The sequence below is a fragment of the Psychrobacter cryohalolentis K5 genome, assembly GCF_000013905.1.
In the GTDB taxonomy this organism is placed as follows: Bacteria; Pseudomonadota; Gammaproteobacteria; order Pseudomonadales; family Moraxellaceae; genus Psychrobacter; species Psychrobacter cryohalolentis.
The window spans coordinates 819,539-838,648 of sequence record NC_007969.1 but is presented as its reverse complement, the minus strand read 5'-3'; the positions used below and the strand labels follow the sequence as shown (position 1 = coordinate 838,648).

Annotated in this window: 19 protein-coding genes and 2 tRNA genes; 13 read left to right on the top strand and 8 right to left on the bottom strand. The window is 41.5% G+C overall.

What is annotated here, in order from left to right; genetic code table 11:
• The first annotated feature begins 31 nt into the window (after positions 1-31).
• The 5 genes from moaC (at position 32) to modB (ending at position 3,176) form a co-directional block, all read left to right on the top strand.
• Positions 32-538 carry a cyclic pyranopterin monophosphate synthase MoaC gene (gene moaC, locus PCRYO_RS03690; protein WP_011513059.1) on the top strand — a complete coding sequence of 169 codons (507 nt, stop codon included), beginning with the start codon at positions 32-34 and terminating at the stop codon, positions 536-538.
• 60 nt (positions 539-598) lie between these two features.
• Entirely contained in the window at positions 599-883 is a 285-nt protein-coding gene (locus PCRYO_RS03685) for a MoaD/ThiS family protein (RefSeq protein ID WP_011513058.1), read from the top strand.
• Positions 884-944: 61 nt separating this feature from the next.
• Entirely contained in the window at positions 945-1,436 is a 492-nt protein-coding gene (locus tag PCRYO_RS03680) for a molybdenum cofactor biosynthesis protein MoaE (protein ID WP_011513057.1), read from the top strand.
• Complete coding sequence (gene modA, locus PCRYO_RS03675) at positions 1,429-2,256, top strand: molybdate ABC transporter substrate-binding protein (RefSeq protein WP_011513056.1); 828 nt, start codon at positions 1,429-1,431, stop codon at positions 2,254-2,256. Before PCRYO_RS03680 ends, modA begins: the two co-directional genes overlap by 8 nt.
• Positions 2,257-2,474: 218 nt before the next feature.
• A complete protein-coding gene (modB, locus tag PCRYO_RS03670) occupies positions 2,475-3,176 on the top strand; it encodes a molybdate ABC transporter permease subunit (RefSeq protein ID WP_011513055.1) in 702 nt (233 codons plus the stop codon).
• Between the two features lie 164 nt (positions 3,177-3,340).
• Here modB and PCRYO_RS03665 read toward each other — a convergent pair whose 3' ends face one another.
• The 3 genes from PCRYO_RS03665 to PCRYO_RS03655 form a co-directional block, all read right to left on the bottom strand.
• Positions 3,341-4,111, bottom strand: coding sequence for a DUF5020 family protein (locus PCRYO_RS03665; protein ID WP_011513054.1), 771 nt, complete (start codon positions 4,109-4,111; stop codon positions 3,341-3,343).
• A gap of 580 nt (positions 4,112-4,691) precedes the next feature.
• On the bottom strand, positions 4,692-6,179 hold the full coding sequence (locus tag PCRYO_RS03660; protein ID WP_011513053.1) for an ATP-binding protein: 1,488 nt from the start codon (positions 6,177-6,179) through the stop codon (positions 4,692-4,694).
• Position 6,180: 1 nt separating this feature from the next.
• Positions 6,181-6,897 (bottom strand): heavy metal response regulator transcription factor, encoded by a 717-nt coding sequence (locus PCRYO_RS03655; RefSeq protein WP_011513052.1) that lies wholly within the window; start codon positions 6,895-6,897, stop codon positions 6,181-6,183.
• 325 nt (positions 6,898-7,222) lie between these two features.
• Here PCRYO_RS03655 and PCRYO_RS03650 point away from each other — a divergent pair, with 325 nt between their 5' ends.
• The 7 genes from PCRYO_RS03650 to PCRYO_RS03620 all read left to right on the top strand — a co-directional run bounded on the left by PCRYO_RS03650 (position 7,223) and on the right by PCRYO_RS03620 (position 12,990).
• Positions 7,223-7,507, top strand: a complete 285-nt coding sequence (locus PCRYO_RS03650) for a hypothetical protein (protein WP_011513051.1) — start codon at positions 7,223-7,225, stop codon at positions 7,505-7,507.
• 158 nt (positions 7,508-7,665) lie between these two features.
• Complete coding sequence (locus PCRYO_RS03645; protein ID WP_011513050.1) at positions 7,666-7,938, top strand: hypothetical protein; 273 nt, start codon at positions 7,666-7,668, stop codon at positions 7,936-7,938.
• Between the two features lie 78 nt (positions 7,939-8,016).
• Entirely contained in the window at positions 8,017-8,637 is a 621-nt protein-coding gene (locus tag PCRYO_RS03640; RefSeq protein ID WP_011513049.1) for a c-type cytochrome, read from the top strand.
• A 156-nt stretch (positions 8,638-8,793) separates the two neighbouring features.
• The gene (locus PCRYO_RS03635; protein WP_011513048.1) at positions 8,794-9,432 is read left to right on the top strand and encodes a DUF411 domain-containing protein; all 639 of its coding nucleotides are present in this window, start codon (positions 8,794-8,796) and stop codon (positions 9,430-9,432) included.
• A gap of 152 nt (positions 9,433-9,584) precedes the next feature.
• Positions 9,585-11,291, top strand: coding sequence for a copper resistance system multicopper oxidase (locus PCRYO_RS03630; protein WP_011513047.1), 1,707 nt, complete (start codon positions 9,585-9,587; stop codon positions 11,289-11,291).
• Between the two features lie 31 nt (positions 11,292-11,322).
• Positions 11,323-12,477, top strand: a complete 1,155-nt coding sequence (locus PCRYO_RS03625) for a copper resistance protein B (protein WP_011513046.1) — start codon at positions 11,323-11,325, stop codon at positions 12,475-12,477.
• Positions 12,478-12,504: 27 nt separating this feature from the next.
• The gene (locus PCRYO_RS03620) at positions 12,505-12,990 is read left to right on the top strand and encodes a DUF305 domain-containing protein (protein WP_011513045.1); all 486 of its coding nucleotides are present in this window, start codon (positions 12,505-12,507) and stop codon (positions 12,988-12,990) included.
• A gap of 221 nt (positions 12,991-13,211) precedes the next feature.
• Here the strand turns inward: PCRYO_RS03620 and PCRYO_RS03615 are convergent.
• From PCRYO_RS03615 to msrB, 4 genes are all read right to left on the bottom strand, one after another.
• Positions 13,212-13,288 (bottom strand) — tRNA-Asp (locus PCRYO_RS03615).
• Between the two features lie 65 nt (positions 13,289-13,353).
• A tRNA-Val gene (locus tag PCRYO_RS03610) sits at positions 13,354-13,429 on the bottom strand.
• A gap of 223 nt (positions 13,430-13,652) precedes the next feature.
• Positions 13,653-14,138, bottom strand: coding sequence for a glutathione peroxidase (locus PCRYO_RS03605; RefSeq protein ID WP_011513044.1), 486 nt, complete (start codon positions 14,136-14,138; stop codon positions 13,653-13,655).
• Between the two features lie 163 nt (positions 14,139-14,301).
• On the bottom strand, positions 14,302-14,727 hold the full coding sequence (gene msrB, locus PCRYO_RS03600) for a peptide-methionine (R)-S-oxide reductase MsrB (protein ID WP_011513043.1): 426 nt from the start codon (positions 14,725-14,727) through the stop codon (positions 14,302-14,304).
• Between the two features lie 451 nt (positions 14,728-15,178).
• On the opposite strand from msrB, the gene PCRYO_RS03595 reads away from it, so the two are divergent.
• A complete protein-coding gene (locus tag PCRYO_RS03595; RefSeq protein WP_011513042.1) occupies positions 15,179-16,816 on the top strand; it encodes an aminotransferase class I/II-fold pyridoxal phosphate-dependent enzyme in 1,638 nt (545 codons plus the stop codon).
• A gap of 109 nt (positions 16,817-16,925) precedes the next feature.
• On the opposite strand, the gene PCRYO_RS03590 is transcribed toward PCRYO_RS03595, so the two are convergent.
• Positions 16,926-18,533 (bottom strand): inorganic phosphate transporter, encoded by a 1,608-nt coding sequence (locus tag PCRYO_RS03590; RefSeq protein ID WP_011513041.1) that lies wholly within the window; start codon positions 18,531-18,533, stop codon positions 16,926-16,928.
• Positions 18,534-19,110: the final 577 nt, after the last annotated feature.

The following is a 19,110-nucleotide window of genomic DNA, read 5'->3' as shown; positions in this document are numbered from 1 at the left end:
AGAGAAACTAGCCATTTAAGAGAAATGATAAATGAATATCAGCAGTCAAAAAACCATTCAAACTGCCTTGTCGCATTTAGATAGCGACGGTGATATCACCATGGTCGATGTGAGTGGCAAAATAGCGACGACAAGAGAAGCGCGTGCGCAGGGGCAAGTGATCTTCCCTGCGATAATTTATGAGCAAATCAAAGCTGCTGATGGTATGACCAAAAAAGGCAGTATCACGCAGACCGCTCATATCGCAGGTATCATGGCTGCAAAACGTACCCATGACCTGATTCCACTTTGTCACCCCTTGCCATTAGATAAGATTGGTTTAAATTTTGAATACGACGATAGTCAAAACAGCATTACTGTCACTGCTACTGTCAAAGTTACGCATAAAACCGGCGTAGAAATGGAAGCACTGACAGCCGTCAGCATCGCTTGCCTAACTATCTATGATATGACCAAAGCCATCTCTCACGACATCATCATCAATAACATCCATCTGATGAATAAGACGGGCGGCAAATCTGACTATCAACATGCGTAAATACGCTATAGCGATATGATAGATATAAAGCTTGGCAATTAATAAATAATGGAGACTTCTATGAGCGATTTAATAGAAAGCAGTGACGATATCAATACGACGATGAATATCACCGTTTTATACTTTGCCAGCTTAGCCGATGAAGCCAATTGTCATGAAGAAAAAGTAAACGTACCACAGTCTACGTCATTGACCGAGTTATACGAGCAACTGCGCCAGAAGCATCGTTTTAGCCGTCCACAGTCAGAGCTGCGTGTGGCAATAAACGATTACTTTGCCAAGTGGACAGATGAGATTAATCATGGCGATAGCGTGGTTTTCATTACTCCAGTAGCAGGCGGTTAATAGTATTTAGACGCTTATTTGTATTGCTAAAAATTTTAAGAATAATAAATAGAGACAATATATGGCAGACCAAGTACATGGGCAGTCGATGAGCATTAAGCGTAGCATCGATGAGGCTTATCTCATCGCTGAACGTGATGGCTTTGCGCTACTAGATTCAGACATTGATGAAAATCGACTAAAGAAAACCCTTGATGATGACAGCTGCGGCGCTTTCGTATGCTTTGAAGGTCGTGTACGTAATCACAATAATGCCAGTAGCGTCAACCGCTTGACCTACTATGGCTATGAAGAACTTGCACTCAATCAAGGACGTGCCATTATCGAAGAAGCCAAAAAGCGCTTTGAAATTACTCACGCTATTGCCATTCATCGTATCGGGGCTTTAGAGATTGGTGATGTGGCGGTTTGGGTTGGGGTGGTTTCTGCCCATCGTTATCCTGCTTTTGATGCCTGCCGCTGGATATTAGATACGATAAAAGCGGACATTCCCGTTTGGAAGCAAGAATACTACCAAGATGACTCTTCAAAATGGCTAAGCAATAATGGGTAAGAATATAACAGTGTCATCACTGAGCTTAGCCTTGATTCTAACGGCTTGTACTAAAGAAAAAGGTACTGACTTGCCAGCTGAGATCAACAATACCACTGAGCAAAGTCAAATACTCCGTATCGCTGCAGCTGCCAATTTATCGGACGTATTGCCTGAAATTATCGAAGGCTACAAAACTGATAAGGGTTTACCTAACCAAGAAATAGAAGTCACTTTTGCCTCATCAGGTAAGCTTTATTCTCAAATTATCTCAGGTGCACCATATGATATCTTTTTAGCAGCCAACCAAGACTTCCCCGCGCAGCTGCTAAATGAGGTTTTTAAAGGTGATGCAAATCATACGCCTTTTACTTATACCCAAGGGCAACTGTCCATTTATAGTGCCACCAAAACTGTCGGTGTATTCGATCAAAACACATTGACTGAGCTCCTTAATAGCAATGATAAGAGCAAAATCACCATTGCCAATCCTGAGCTTGCGCCTTATGGTGCATCTGCAAAATCCTATCTACAAACGCAAAATCTATATGAGGCGCTAATAGCACAAAAACGTCTTATCCAAGCGGAAAATATCGGTCAAGCGTTCCAATATGCCCATACTGGTAGTGTCGACTATGGCTTTGTTGCGCACTCACAAGTCATAGCAATGAAAGCAACACCTGAGCATTTTTACCTCTTAGCACCAACATCTTATCCTGCTATCTTACAAGACGGCATACTCATTACTAATGAAGCAAATGCAGCAGATTTCACGGATTATCTACGTTCTCCTACAGGACAAGCTTACTTCTCTAGAGCTGGTTATTTAGCAGTTCGGTAATTTATCTATAGCCACTATGAATAAAAAGCCATCCTAGCCGTTTTATACTGTCTTTTATCAGTGAGCACGCTTATCATAAGGCTTTAAATATCATTATAAATGTGTTTTCTTATCATGATGTTTGAAAAAAAAGGATGTGATAAATGGTACTTTATAGTTGATGCTCTATATAAGCTACAAGCGATCTATTAGATAAAAGGTAAATAAACAGTAACGTTATGATGTCTCCTGCTCTTATCTCAGATATGCTGCTTCCTGTGTGGGTAAGCATCAAGCTTGCTGGTGTCACTACCTTGTGCTTGCTGGTGTTCGCAACTCCATTAGCCTATTGGCTGGCAAAGCCGAGTCGTGGTCAGATTATTGGGCGCATCAAAATTATGCTCATGGGCGTGATTGCCATGCCGCTGGTCTTGCCGCCTACAGTGATTGGTTTCTATTTATTATTATTGTTAAGCCCCAATTTTGGTATCGGTAAGTGGCTGTTGCAATACAATATCAGCGCCTTTGTCTTTACCTTTGAAGGACTGGTCATTGGCTCTATTATTTACTCGTTGCCTTTTTTTGTTCAGCCTGTCTATGCGCAATTTTTACGCATTCCAACCAGTGTCATGGAGGTTGCAAGCTTGCTGGAACCTAGCCGTTTCAGACGCTTTATACGGGTAGCATTACCGCAAGCTCGAATCGGTATCATCCTTGGCAGCTTAATCAGCTTTGCGCATACCATTGGCGAGTTTGGCGTGGTATTGATGATTGGTGGCAGTATTTCGGGGGAAACCAAAGTGGTCTCCATTGCTATCTATGAGCAAGTAGAAGCATTGAATTACGAGGCAGCACACATGATGTCTGCTATTCTTATCATAATGGGTATGGTCATGGTGGCGCTGATTGCAAGTGTCAGTCGACTCTATCAGCGCCCATAAGCGCATGAGTCAAATTTAAAATTTATGCGGTTTTTTAGCACCTTTATTTTCTTCTTAAGCCTATCTGACTTTCGATTTTCTTGCATACAAAACAAAAAACCCTCATCCAACCGATAAAGTTAGCATGAGGGCTTTATTAATCATATTTAAAAATTCATAACTGTTTAAAAATGGAACTTCACTAAAGCGCTCGCGGCATTCTGCGTTTTGTCACTACCAAATTTATTCTTCCAGTAGCTATATTCCATACCAACTTCTAAGCGGTTATCAATACCTAACACTTCTTGTAAGTTGTATTTTAATTGCGGATTGATATGGATATTATCTTTCACAGAATCATCTTCGCTGTTAAATGCATAGTCAACATAACCATCTATGACAAAGTTATTTTTCTCCCAGCCATAGGTTAAGGTAATCTGTTGATCATCAGCATTGTCCTTATCATTAAACGCATGATATAACGATGCCGATGCATATTTCATACCCGGAATAGGGACATTTAAATCCGCGCCAACACCTACCAAATAGTTATCTTGACTAAAACCATTACTGTTTGAGCCAAACTCGTACTGCCCCGCTAAATTGACTTGTTTGATAAAGCTGTTATCAAACTTTGCTAGCTTAAGTTTGGGCGCAAGCTCACCATAGGTTTCCTTAAACTCTTTACCTGCTGCATTTTCTTTACCTTGATGGCGATCGACAAAGAAAAATACACCACCCCATGTATGGGTCGAGGCATGCTCTAAAGTAACGGTGGTTAAGGTTTCTTGAGGCACTAGCTCATAATCAGTACCGTAAAGCGCTGAGATACTGGTATCAGTGAAAAGCACTTTTGCTTGAACGCTGCTCATAGCGCCTAAAGCAGCAATGGCAACAAGCGCATAGGTTAGCTTATTAGTGATTAATGATAGGCTTATAGATGAATGATCACGCACAGTAGTATTCCTTTATTTACAGTCGTTGGTGCCTAGCAACATTGCCATCATGGTTATCATGGCTATAAACGGGGTTTAACTTCCTGTTAAAACGCACCCGTACTGCTAGAGGGAAAAAGGCTATTAGCTTTCAGTAAAAATAAAACGTCATCAAAACAAGCATCAATGCTGCTGAAACTGCAAAGATTTTCTTAATAACTTATTTCAGTAATCCTTATTTCGGCAGTAATTATTAACACTTTGAAACAGTTAAGCATGTTTTATGAGGGCTGACAACTGCATTTTAGCGCCAAATATCAGTAAAAAACGTACTCTAAGTTATTGATATCATCTAAGTTTATGATTTTATTAAAATAACTGACTAAATGGTCAGGAATATTAATTTTGTAAAGGAGGAAGAAATATTGTTACTGTGATCAATAATCTGCTGCTGAAATACTTGGAGAATTTTTAAACAGAAAAAAGCCTCAATTATGTAAATAATCGAGGCGACATTTGCTTAAACAATAACATCTAAATACAGTCTTAATTATTTGGCTAAGTGGGACGAGAAGCTCGAATTTTCTTATTTGATACTTATTTATCTAGCCATCATCAACTCAACATTGACTTGAAAGTAAGACTCATCTTTTATAGTAATACTGACCTTGCCATTATGGGCATTGGCGATAGCTTGCACGATAGATAAGCCTAAGCCTGTTCCCGAATGCATCGTATTCGTTTTATCATGACGGTAAAAGCGCTCAAACAGTTTATCAGCCTCTACTTGAGTCAATGGTTGATCCAATCGATTGGTGATCACTACCTTGAAAGATGCAGGATTTAATATAGACGACCTCATATCTTGCTTATCACTCGTGACAGTATGAGGCACAGTGGGGATCTCAATACTAGAGGCTTCAATAATAATCACACTGTCACTAGCAGCATAATAAATGGCATTTGACATGAGATTGGCGAACAGTCTTTGTAATAAGCTTTCATCTCCTAGCACAGCTTGGAAGTTGCCCGTCTTTTCAAAAGAGATATTCCGATCTTCTGCGATTAGCTCATAGTAATCAATAAGCTTAGTGAACATTGACTCGGTATCAATCTGATTGAGCTGTGAGTCAGACAGCCCTTTTTGTGTCTTTGCTAGCAGCAGCATATTATTAATCAGCGTAGATAACTGCTCAAGGGTGTCATGCTGATGGTGCAGCTGCTCAACATATTCATGGCTCGCTCTAGGCTTACTTAACATCACTTGGGTTTGAGTGCCAAGCGTCGCCAGCGGAGTACGTAGCTCATGGGCAATATTATCTGAGAAGCGTGATAACGATTCAAAATTACTTTCCAGCTTTTCCATCATTAAGTTATAAGACTCAGCCAATGGTCGTAGCTCTAAGGGCATATTACTGACCACCACTCTTTCATGTAACTGTTCAGGATTAATGCTCTTCATCTTTTGGACGATAGTAGCGAGTGGTGCAAATCCCCAATAGACACTTAATGCGGCAATTGACACCAGTAATAGTGTGATCGCGATCAGTATCAAGCTCAGCTGGCGATTAAAATGTATTAGATACTGATGATGAACATCGATAGGCAGCGCAATAAGTGCCAAAGCCTCGTGGTTTGCAATGACCATCGCTCGATAATGTCTACTATTAATCCTGATCATAAACTGCTGATCGCGATAGTCCTGCCGTAGTTGTAACAAGCTAAAGTCGGTCGGTAAATCATGGATGAAATTACTGGGATCGCTGGATAATAATTTGCCGTTTTTATCTGATATTAGCGTTTTTAAATCATAATCTAGCCAAGAAGAATGCAGGTGATTGTCATCAATGAGTGATTGGGACTTTGAAGCTGTTAATGGCTTTACGTCTTCGCCCAAGGCAACCATACGTTTGCGCAAATTAAACGCGGCATGAGTAATGATCTCTGAGTCCATTTGCTCAAAGTGCTCGTTAACAGAGCGCTGGACCCATATATAAATAGTGACTTGAGAGATGACAACAAATATGGTCAGTAAAAAAACAGTGCGCCATAACAGCGGCCAACGTCGATTCTTAAATTTATATCTCATTTTATTTTGGATCATCTTTGTCATCGTCGCCCACGCCTACAGCCAGCGGCTCTAACCTGTAGCCCATACCGCGTACTGTGTGAATCAGCTTGGTGTCAAAACCATCGTCGATTTTGATTCGCAGACGTCTGATAGCTACGTCAATGACATTGGTATCGCTGTCAAAATTTATATCCCATACTTGCGAGGCAATCACAGTACGTGGCAGTACTTCACCTTGACGTTCTAGGAAAAACTGTAATAAAGCAAACTCTTTGGCAGTCAGTTTGATAAGGGTGTCGCCTCTATATACAGTGCGTTTGGCAATATCCATTTTCAGATCAGCGGTATGTATGACCGTGCTTTTATAGTCCGATTGGTTGGCACGGCGTAACAGGCTTTTTATTCTAACAATCAGCTCAGCAAAAGCAAAAGGCTTGGTCAGATAATCATCGCCACCAATTTCAATACCTTTGATTCGATCGCTTAAATCATCTTTAGCGGTTAAAAATAAAACAGGCGTATGCTTTTCAGCAGCACGGTAGCGCTGTATCAGCTCAAAGCCACTGACGTCAGGTAGCATCACATCCATCAGCACCACACTAAATTCTTCAGTCATTAGCGCATGATAGCCATCTAGACCAGTCATATAATGATCCACGATGAAGCCGGCCTCAGTTAAGCCTTTTTTAATATATTCTCCAAGTTTTTGCTCATCTTCTACTAACAGTACTTTCATCGTCGCCCACCTTCATATCATTATATTTGTCAACAGCGTATCACTAACGTTGTTAGATTATCATCTATATATTTATCAAAAGTTCTTGTTATAACGGCGCTCTATGGATAAAAGCGGATAATGACATTTGGTTCTAATGACAAGCAGATGACAGTATTGTTTTGTTTCTAACAAAAACGTCATGTCCGTGTCATCTCGCTGTCAGCCTCTATTTAGTATTCTAAATCAACGCCACATAGAAGCTTGTCTCTGATATAGACCGCTTCTATGAGTTAGGCAATTATCTTACTTAAATGATTTATTATTTGAATTCAAAGGGTTTTAAATGAAAAAATATAGTACATTAAAAAAAGCAGCTTTACTTTCAGTATCAATGTTAGTTGGTATGTCAGCGGCCAATGCTCACACCACGAACTTAGATGCTTCTATTCTTAATAGTTGTGATGCGGTTACTAGTTTTGCAAAGAACGCAGATCATAACGATGCACAAATTTCTAGCGTGCAAATGAAAGGTTATGTCGATGCGAGAGTCGCGTGTCAGGTTCAGCATCAGGATCAACACTTGCAATCTGAAAAATATTTTGTGAAAAATTATAATAGCGAGAAGTAATACTAAAAGATTACTTGGGATATTGAAATCCCAATATGTGAAGATGACAATATTGTAATCTTAATGTCATGTGCCAGTCAGAATGAATAATGTATCATTGAGGCTGGTCTAACTGCTTTACCCTCAATAGCTCTTAATCCAATCAATAGGAATTAATTATGTCGAAATTTAAAGCACTGACTAAATCAATCGTAGCAACTGCCATCGCTCTTGTTGTATCAACCTCAGCTCTAGCGCATGACCCTAAAATGCATGCTGAAAAAGATCAAATGAACTGTGAAAAGATGCAAAAGCACATGCAAATGATGGGAAAAATGGATCATAGCAAGATGGACATGAATGACCCTGCTATGAAAGCCATGATGGCCAATATGAGCAAAATGAAGCAAATGTACCAAAAACATTGTGTGACTACTGACAGTAAATCTTAAAAATTTCAGCTCTGTTAACTCACAGCTCCTCTCTAATAGCAGAGAGAAATTAACGGAAATAAGTTTTTAGGAAAATATATGAAGTTTTTATTGGGTGTGCTCTTTACTTTATTTGTGGCAATCGTTGGGATGTTTGCGGTTGTCAGCAGCGGTATTGTCAACGTGGGTGCAGACCAAGAGCATAGCCCAATGATGTATAGCTTCTTAGAAACTGCGCGCAATCGTTCTATACAAACTGCCAGTAAAGATATTGTGGTACCAGACTTAGAGAAGGTTGACATGATCAGCTCTGGTGGCGCGGACTATAAGGATATGTGTGCAGGCTGTCACTTGTCTCCGGGAGTGGCACAAACTGACTTTAGCGAAAGCTTATATCCAAAGCCGCCCAACTTTACCAAGGCTGATATCGTCAAACGTTATCAAACTGAGGATGGTGCAAAGCAAAGCTTTTGGGCCATCAAACATGGCATTATGGCTTCGGGAATGCCTGCATGGGGCGCCTCCCATGATGACGATAGAATGTGGGCAATGGTCGCTTTTATCAGATCGCTACCTGAATTAGATGAAGCTCAGTACACGATGCTAACCACTCGGATAGATGGCGATATGATGGACATGTCATTTGATGGTGATATGAATATGTCGGATGATGGTATGGGTATGGAGATGTCGGAAGATGGTTCTGGAATGCAGCATTAACCCTATCTGTATATAGAAGCATCATCATTAAACGTTATCGTTATTAACAATGCAGTACTGTACGGTGCTGCATTTAACGTTTTTAGTTAAGACCACAAATATAGGGTCCAGTTTTTAGAGTATCGAGCATAATAATAGACACTTAAAGGTGATTTGATGAGACATTACATACACGGGTTTTCTAATGGACATCACTGGTTATCCGGTCGTGTCCTTTTATTGATGGCGGTATCAGCACTACCCCTTACACTAGCCGCTTGTAGCCAATCTACTACCAGTGTCCCTGATTCTCAACCAGTAAAGGTTGAACAGTCTGCTACTCAGAATGCACAAGTACAAAACGAAAGTTCGGCTCCGGCAGATGCTCCTGCAATCGACCCGTCATCATTACTCAAAAACGTCTCAGCGACCGTCTATAAAGATGCCAACTGTGGCTGCTGTAAAGAATGGGTAGGCTATGCAAAAGACAATGGATTAAGTGCAACCGCGCAAGATGTGGCAGATGTCTCTTTATTCAAAGATCGCTATGGCGTACCTCAGCAAATGCGCTCTTGTCATACCACCGTTACTACCGACGGTTTCGTCTTTGAAGGACATGTCCCTGCTAAACACATGGCTCAGTTCTTAGAAAATCCTCCTATATCAGCCATTGGTCTTGCCGTACCTAGTATGCCAGTTGGCAGCCCCGGTATGGAATATCAAGATAAATTCATGCCTTATAAAGTAATGCAGCTTAATAAAGACGGCACCACAGAAGTTTATGCCGCTATTGATTCTCCTCAGCAGCAACTATAATTTTGATGATTGTTTTGGCTGAGATCTGGATAAATTGAATGTGAGTAGCATCAAAAGCGGCTTAATAAGATTCCCAATCGTAATTGACGTATCGTTAAATATTATAACCATAAGCTTAACCACCATCTCTCAAATTAAATTAGGTCATCATTATGAATAAACAGAACATATTGAACCGCCGACGTTTTTTAACTGGATCCTCCGCTGTCCTTGGCGCTTCCTTGATACCGACCATTGCCAGTAGTGCATTGGGACACTCAAGTCGTTCAGGCAGTCAGGGTGCTACTATCAATAGTGATCAAAACACTCATAAAGTGCCTATATTGACCGGTAAAGAGTTTGACTTATACGTCAGTAAACAGTCCGCTATTGTCAACGGTAAAAAGAGCATGGCAACGCTCATCAATAATTCACTGCCAGCACCGACGCTAAAGATGGTTGAGGGCGATACGGTGGTGATACGTGTTCATAATCAGATGGATGAATCCACCTCTATTCATTGGCATGGACTACTAGTACCGTTTGAGATGGATGGGGTACCGGGTATTAGCTTTGATGGCATTCCTGCAAACAGCACCTTTACTTATAAATTCAAATTAAAACAATCAGGCACCTATTGGTATCACTCACACAGTGGGTTCCAAGAACAAACCGGTATGCTGGGTGCCATTGTGATTGAACCTAAAGGTCGTGAGCGTCATCCTATCGAAGAAGACCACGTGATCGTGCTCAGTGATTGGACCAGCCGCAACCCGCATAATCTCTTAAAACTGCTCAAACAGCGCGCAGATTTTGATAACTATCATCTGCCAGACTTCAAGAAGCTACTGTCTGATATTGCCGAAACAGATATGAAAACCGCGTTTGATAAACGCAAAATGTGGAATCAGATGCGCATGATGCCCACTGATTTTACTGACTTGTCGGGCGAAAACACCTTCACCTATCTTATGAATGGCAAAACCACCGCGGCTAATTGGGCGCAAATCGTCAAAGCAGGACAGCGCGTTAAATTACGCTTTATCAATGCTTCAGCGCAAACCATCTTTGATGTGCGCATACCCGGTCTCAAAATGACTGTGGTGGCAACCGATGGTATTGATGTCGCACCCGTTGCGATTGATGATTTTCGTATTGGCGTGGCTGAGACCTACGATGTCATCGTTACCCCTACCAAAGAGGCGCATACCATATTCGCCCAAAACATAGACCGTTCAGGCTATGTTGCCGCAACGCTTGCCACCAAAGAAGGCGCTCGTGCGGCAACGCCTGCTATGGACAAAATAGAATGGCTCACCATGGCAGATATGATGGGCGCTATGGGTGCTAATGGTTATAAAGCCAAGCATGCCAAAACTGAGTATGACTTTAAGTCTGATATGCGTGTGGACAGTCCGCGTATGAACCTTGATGATCCAGGTATTAACCTGCGTAACATTGATAGAAAGGTGCTGAACTATAGCCAGCTGCGCTCTGTCGATGAGGCAATATTTGCAGAGCAGCGCAAGCCTACCCGAGAGATCGAGCTACATTTAACCGGTAACATGGAGCGCTATATCTGGGCGTTTGATGGGGTTAAGTTCAGTGAAGCGACACCGGTTAATATTAAGCCGGGTGAGCGCGTGCGTATTACCTTAGTCAATGACACGATGATGAATCATCCGATGCATTTACACGGCATGTGGAGCGATTTGCGCATGCCTAACGGCGAGTTTCAGGTGCGCAAGCATACTATTATGGTGCAGCCGGCACAAAAAATCAGCTTTGATGTCACAGGAGAAGCTGGTCGATGGGCATGGCATTGTCATCTGCTCTATCACATGGAAGCCGGTATGTTTAGAGAAGTGGCAGTCATTTAAGCAAATCTTTGATTGATAGGTGAGAGATGAGATGAAAATACATAAAGTAGGTTTACGGTTCGCTGGGGCATCATCATTGGTACTGCTGGCATCATCATTTGCTAATGCTGCTGACCCGTCCACTGCTAAAAAAGACATGATGATGTCAGGCATGGATCATAGTAGTATGGATATGTCAGGTATGGACATGTCAGATATGGATCACAGCGGCATGGATATGTCAGGTATGGACATGTCAGATATGGATCACAGCGGCATGGATATGTCAGATATGGACATGTCGGATATGGATCATAGCGGTATGGACATGTCTGGTATGGACCATAGCGGTATGGATATGTCAGGTATGGACCATAGCGGTATGGATATGTCAGGTATGGACCATAGCGGTATGGATATGTCAGGTATGGATCACAGTGGTATGGATATGTCAGGCATGGATCATGGCAGTATGGACATGTCAGGTATGCAAGGTGGTAAAGCGCCAGCTGATGCGCGCAGTCCTGACTATTCAAACGGCGTTCCTTATGGACAGTATGGTAAGCCTATGATGATGGGTGATATGCCATTATGGGGCGTTTCTGTAGATGATTTAGGTTATCAGTTTGATGACGATCAGATTAATTATGAAGTTGGTGCTTGGTATGGCGTAGATGAGCGTCGCCTCTCTTTACGCAGCGAAGGTAGTATTCAGACCGAAGGTGATAAAGAAATTGATAGTCTGACCTCACTATCTTACTGGAAGCCGCTAAGTATCTTCTGGAATGGCGAGGCCGGTGTTGCTTATGATACCGAAAATGATAAACCTGCCATTATGGCGGGTATTGTCGGTACTATGCCTTACTTTATTGAAACCGATGCCAGAGCTTATCTGTATTCTGATGGACAAGTTCGATTGGACCTTGGCGCAGAATACGAGTGGCGTTTGAGCCAGCACTGGGTTGTGATACCGGAAGTAGGACTAACAGCCTTTAGTAAAGAAGACAGCGACAATCATATTACCAAAGGTTTCAACGAGATGGATGCTGAAGTGAGGCTCACTTATGAGACATTCAGTCGCCAACTTGCGCCTTATGTGGGTATGAGTTATGAGACAGCGCTTGGTAGTGCTCGAGATCAGCGTCGTCAACATAATGAATCAGTTGATAGCAGTAGTTTGACTGCGGGGGTTAAATTCTGGTTCTAATATTATTAATATAATAGGAGATATACTATGAATGCTTCAGATCAAAACAACATGAATCATCAACAGGGCATGAACCCTTATATCAAGTTCAACCTGATGATTGTGACGTCTACGATTGTGATGTACATCATGATGTATTTCAATACTTATGAATGGAGTCATGTTTACTTTAGTGAAACCCGAGCTTATATGGCGCTCTACATGGGTGCGGGTATGGCCGTCATTATGCTCGCCTTTATGGGTAATATGTACAAAAAAACCAAAGTTAATTTGATGGTTTATGGACTGAGTGTGTTGATGTTTGCCGTTGGGATATGGGGCGTGCGCTCTCAATCAACTGTCGATCAGGTCGATTGGATGCAAGCGATGATACCACATCACTCGATTGCTATTTTGACCAGCTCAAGAGCAGATATCGAAGATCCTAGAGTGCAACAGCTCGCTGACGATATTATTAAAGCGCAAAAGCGTGAAATCGCTGAGATGCAAGCGCTGATCGAAGAGCTTGAATAGACACTGATGTATGTAAATATTATAAAGCTATTAAATAAAGAAATACCTGCATTCATGCAGGTATTTCTTTATTAGAGAGTAAGCTGTTTCAAGAAAAGTGACAAAAAATAAAATGGCAAGTTCATAAAAATAAAGGGTTTAAAGAGAAATTCAGACACAAAAAAACCTCAAATATAAATACTTGAGGTTGAAACTTTTGTATTAAAACTAAGTTTTAAATATGGCGCAGCGGACGGGACTCGAACCCGCGACCCCCGGCGTGACAGGCCGGTATTCTAACCAACTGAACTACCGCTGCTTAGGTCGTACTTAGCTTATTTAACCACTTAGCCTACTACTTTAGAGTAACGCTATACTAAATAGTGGTGGGTGATGACGGATTCGAACCGCCGACATTCTGCGTGTAAGGCAGACGCTCTACCAACTGAGCTAATCACCCTTCGAACAATTGCTAGGCAATTTATTCAACATCAACTGAGCTCTAAGTTTGTCACTAAGCTCTGCTGCTGTGGGTGTGTATTATATAGATTTACACAGGGCTGTCAAACACTATTTTGATATTTATCACAGATTTTTGCTTATTTTGGTGATTAAATTTATAAGCATCTGTTTTAATTGATTTTATAATTTCGCAGAATAGTTAATCTTTTTCACTCTAGTACTTACTTTGCAGCCAGCGCTTGTTCTATATCAGCCTTGAGCGCTTCAGGTTTGGTCGTTGGTGCATAACGAGCAATTACCTGCCCTTTACTATCAATTAAAAACTTGGTGAAATTCCATTTGATACCATCTGTGAGAAGCCCGCCTTTTTGATTTTTTAGCCATTCAAACACAGGATGAGCATCACCACCATTGACGTCGACTTTTGCCATCATTGGAAAGCTCACACCATAGTTCTTTTGGCAAAATTCACCAATTTCATCATTATTAGCAGGATCTTGGTTGCCGAATTGATTACAGGGAAAACCGATAACCATTAAACCTTGGTCTTTATATTGCTGAAACAGTGCTTCTAAGCCCTCAAACTGCGGCGTAAAGCCACACTTGCTTGCGGTATTAACAATTAGCAACACTTGATCTTTATAGTCAGAGAAACTTTTTGTCGTTCCATCGATACGCTCAGCATTAAAATCATAAATAGTAGTCATTATTCATCCTTAAATGAGTTATTTTTTTCGCTATCAAGCATCATGCACTATAGTACTTAAGACACTGTTATTAATAAACTTACTGATATTAATAATAAGTAGAGAGATATCAATACTCCCTACTCTTTTTACTACTACCTCGTTAACTTACACGCCGCTGTCACTATTCTTCAGACTTATCTAAATCGATAGACAACGAGTTGATGCAATAGCGCATGCCAGTGGTCTCACTTGGACCGTCAGGGAATACATGGCCCAAATGCGCGCCGCAATTGCTGCAAGTCACTTCAGTACGGCGCATGCCTAGCGAATCATCGACATGCTCATCGATGGCGCTATTATCGATACCTTGATCAAAGCTTGGCCAACCGCACCCTGCATCAAACTTATTATCTGATTCAAACAAGTTAGCACCGCATCCTTTACAACGATAAATGCCCTTATCATTAATATCATTGTAAACGCCTGTAAATGGTCGCTCTGTGCCCTTCTCGCGCAGCACATGATACTCCTCAGCACTTAAGCGCTCTTTCCAGTCAGCCTCGGTCAATTGGCTGATTTCTTCTTTGCTCAGTTGATTGTCTTGCATAACGTATCCTTATGGAATGACTGATTGTCTACTCTATCGTGAGTAATGGTTTATCGAGGCTTTATCGCTATTTTTTATAAAAACGATAGGCTTTATCTGTTGGCGAGCGTCTTATTATTCAAGATGTTTATAACAAGAATACTCACTGCATGGAATGGCAGTGCCAGATATTGTAGGCAATTTGATATCGAAAAATCACAAGTTAGATCGTTTCTTATTGAGCTGAAGTCTCTCAATGCATTATAAATCTCTGTAATGCAAGATTTTCTTACATCGTGAAAATCTATAATATACAAAAAACTTGCATTTAATTTCTATATGCAATAATATCTTGCATTAACAGTTAATTAAAAGTAGTTCTCTTTTAAAGCATTAGCTTAATACTTATCCAAGAGAGTTGGTTTCGTTATCTGATTAATGACAGATTCATAAAATAAAAAAGGCTTACATAATGACGGCTGATGACAAAACTAAAAGCACACAAGCTGAACGACTGGTACAGCTGCGCCGCGACAAAGGCATGACGGCAGAGCAGCTGGCACAAGCGATGACTGCTGCTGGCGCTAAAGTCAGCCGCGGTGCTATCTCTAATTGGGAGCGTGGGACCAATGGGATTGTCTCATCTAAGCTACCTACCCTTGCGCGACTCTTAGGTTGTAGCGAAGGGTACTTGTTGCGCGGTGAGCTTGAAAGTGACAGCAAATCAGATGACGATTCTGACAGTATATCGTCTGATAACGATAAAGCTGTCGATGCAGGTGAGCAAGCTCATAGCACTAGTCAGAATACACCAACAACAACTACCTCTTCTACTCCCCGCAAAAATTCACCAAATAACCTGATGAGTGGTCACTCTATGAACTCAATAAAAAAATCTGATAAATTACAAAACGTCTGCTACGACATTCGCGGTCCTCTGCTGCAAACTGCCAATAAAATGGAAGCCGAAGGCAAGCGTATCTTAAAGCTAAATATCGGCAACCCTGCTCCTTTTGGTTTAGAAGCACCGCATGAGATTTTGCGTGATGTGGCGATGAATCTGCCGGAAGCGACGGGCTACTCAGACTCGCAAGGGATTTTTTCAGCGCGTAAAGCCGTATTGCAATATTACCAATCAAAGGGTCTGCTATCGGCAGTTGATGTTCGTGATGTCTATCTAGGTAATGGCGTCTCTGAGCTGATTGTCATGACCATGCAAGCGCTGATGAATGATGGCGATGAAGTGCTGGTTCCGATGCCAGACTACCCACTGTGGACGGCAGCTGCCAATCTCGCAGGCGGTACAGCGGTACATTATCGCTGTAATGAAGAAGACAATTGGCATCCTGATATTGAAGACATCAAATCCAAAATCACCAGCAAAACCAAAGGCATCGTAGTTATTAATCCCAATAATCCGACAGGCGCGCTGTATAGTGATGAAGTACTGCTGCAAATCGTCGAGGTCGCAAAAGAGCATGATTTAATCATCATGGCGGATGAGATTTATGACCGTATTCTCTATGATGATATGGAACATACGCCGATGAGCACTTTGACCGATGAAGTACTGGTGTTGTCCTATAATGGTTTATCAAAATCACATCGTATTGCAGGCTTTCGTGCCGGTTGGATGATGGTTTCAGGTCGTAAAGAACATGCGGCTGACTTTATCGAAGGTTTGGATATGCTTGCATCTATGCGCCTGTGTTCTAACGTTCAAGGACAATATGCGATTCAGACAGCGATGGGTGGCTATCAAAGCATGAAGGACCTAACGTCTAAAAAAGGGCGCTTGTATAAGCAGCGCGAGTTGGCAGTGACCCGTCTTAATGCGATAAAAGGTATCTCTTGTACCATGCCACAAGGCGCGTTTTACTGCTTTCCAAAGATGGATCCTGAGATTTACCCTATCAAAGATGACATGCAGTTTATGATGGATTTATTGTTAGAAGAAAACGTATTGATGGTACAAGGCACAGGATTTAACTGGGATAAAAATGACCATTTCCGCTTGGTGTTTTTACCCAACTTACACGACTTAGAAGACGCTATGGATCGCTTAGACCGCTTCTTTGCTAAGAAGCGTAAGCAGTTTGGTACTGACTAATATATAGATGACACCTATATTTTTCTATAAAAAAACGCTTACCGATATGATATCGATAAGCGTTTTCTATTTGTATTAATCAAAAATTAAATGACTTTGATTTCAACTTTTAAAAGATATTTATCAGCACTATATAACTGATTGCAGACATACTTGCTGCTGCAGGAAGGGTAATAATCCATGCCAAACCAATTGGTTTCATCAGTGCCCAGTTGGTATCTCTATTGACGATACCAATGCCAAGTACAGCACCGACCAAGGTATGCGTACTCGATACTGGTAGACCCATCGTCGACGCACCCATCACAACCGCAGCCGCAGCCAACTCAGCTGAGAAACCAGAAGCAGGATGCATTTTTGCCAAATTGGTACCGACAGTCTGAATCACTTCTTTACCGATGAACCAAAGACCGACAATCAATGCCACACCAAAAGTTAACATCACAGCAGGTGGTACTGCTGCTTCTGTTGAGATACTATTGGTACGGATAACATCCATAATCGCTGCAAATGGACCAACAGCGTTGGCAATATCGTTAGAACCATGACTAAAGGCAAACGCTGATGCAGTAAAGACTTGCATCCAGCTAAACATAATAAACGTGGCTTTGGTCAAATCTTCTTTGTGCTTACCGCGGATACTCTTAGTATAAATATAGGTCGCAAGCCATACTAATGCTGCGATCATCCCCATAATTAAAAAGCCTTGCAACGTCGTCATACCATTATTGACGTTTTTAAGACCTTTGAAGATGACCAAAGAGGCCATGACTGCGCCGCCTGCAGCCGCAATAATAGGCACCCATTGCTTGAGTGCTTTTAAGGTATCAAGGTTGCTGCGCTCGTTTTCAATCTCATAAAGTTCTTTGTAATAGTTCGTCTCTAAATCTTCAACGACGCAATCATCATCTTTATAGATTTCTTGGTCACGCAACATCGCTGACGTATAAGACAACTGCTCAGACTCGGTTAAACCATCCAAGTACTCTTTGTGCGTCAGCTTTAACGTCTTTTTACTGTCTTTCAGAGTAGCAATATGCGCCTCTGTTTTATCATTATATTCAATGATGTTTTTCTTAATCTGTCCATATAGCAGATAAGACAAAACGCCGCCTAGTAGCGGTGACAAAACCCAAGAGATGGCGATCGTGCCAATCTTGCCCCAATTCACTGTCGACAATGCCATTTCAGTACCACCTAAGGTGATACCCAAAACAATAGAGCTACCAACTACGCCGCCAATAATCGCGTGTGTGGTCGAAACCGGCAGACCTTTTTTGGTGGCAAACAACAGCCAAAATGCAGCAGCGATGAGCGCTGAAAGCATGACATAAATGAACTGGTTGGGCGTTACTGAAAGACCATCTAAATCGACAATGCCGCTTCGAATCGTATCGGTTACTTCACCGCCTGCCAGCACGGCGCCTGATACTTCAAATATCGCCGCGATACCTAGCGCTTGCGGGATGGTTAAGGTCCCTGCACCGACTGAGGTACCAAAAGAGTTGGCGACATCATTACCGCCGATATTGAATGCCATAAAAACACCAAAAGCAGTGGCAACAATAAATAGCGTCGTCTGCTGGTGCATGGTGTAATCTAGACCCCACCACAAAAAGTAGGCGGTCATTCCAATCATTAAAATGGCAAAAAATAGATTGATTCTCATAGAGCCGACTGATTTTGTTGGTTCTGTAGAGCTGCTGCTAATACCCATACGTTGATACGTCCTGCGTAAGCTGATTGAAATTATTGACAAATGATGACATTACGCGGCTATTAATGATGTGATTATTACCACCCAAAAATACAATAACATGCGCGCAACGTGGTTATTTGAAATACAATTTTAGAATACTGTGTTGAGACAGCTGCCTCAACGCTTTGACACCTTCCTTATTATCTTATCTTAGCGGTTATAGCCATTTGCAAATAAGCAATTGAGCTTAACGACAATCAGAAACTAAGATAAAACGCCTAAGTAAAATGTCATAAAGCCGCAAGTGGTATTGCCAAATCGTCTGATTAAAGCATCTTGCGGCTTACGTTTTTATGATAATAGCGTTCTTCTATATAAGCTATTTATCGTGAATAATACATTGATATTAAAGACAAATAAACAGAAGACCAAGCTATTTTAATAGATAGCAACGCTCATTACGCGCCTATTATATTAAATATAGACACATAATGCATGATGATATTACAAGATTTGTAACTGTGAATATAAGATTTAAGAAATATACACTTTAGATCAGACGTTATCGGGTTATTTTTAGCCAACATACACTTGA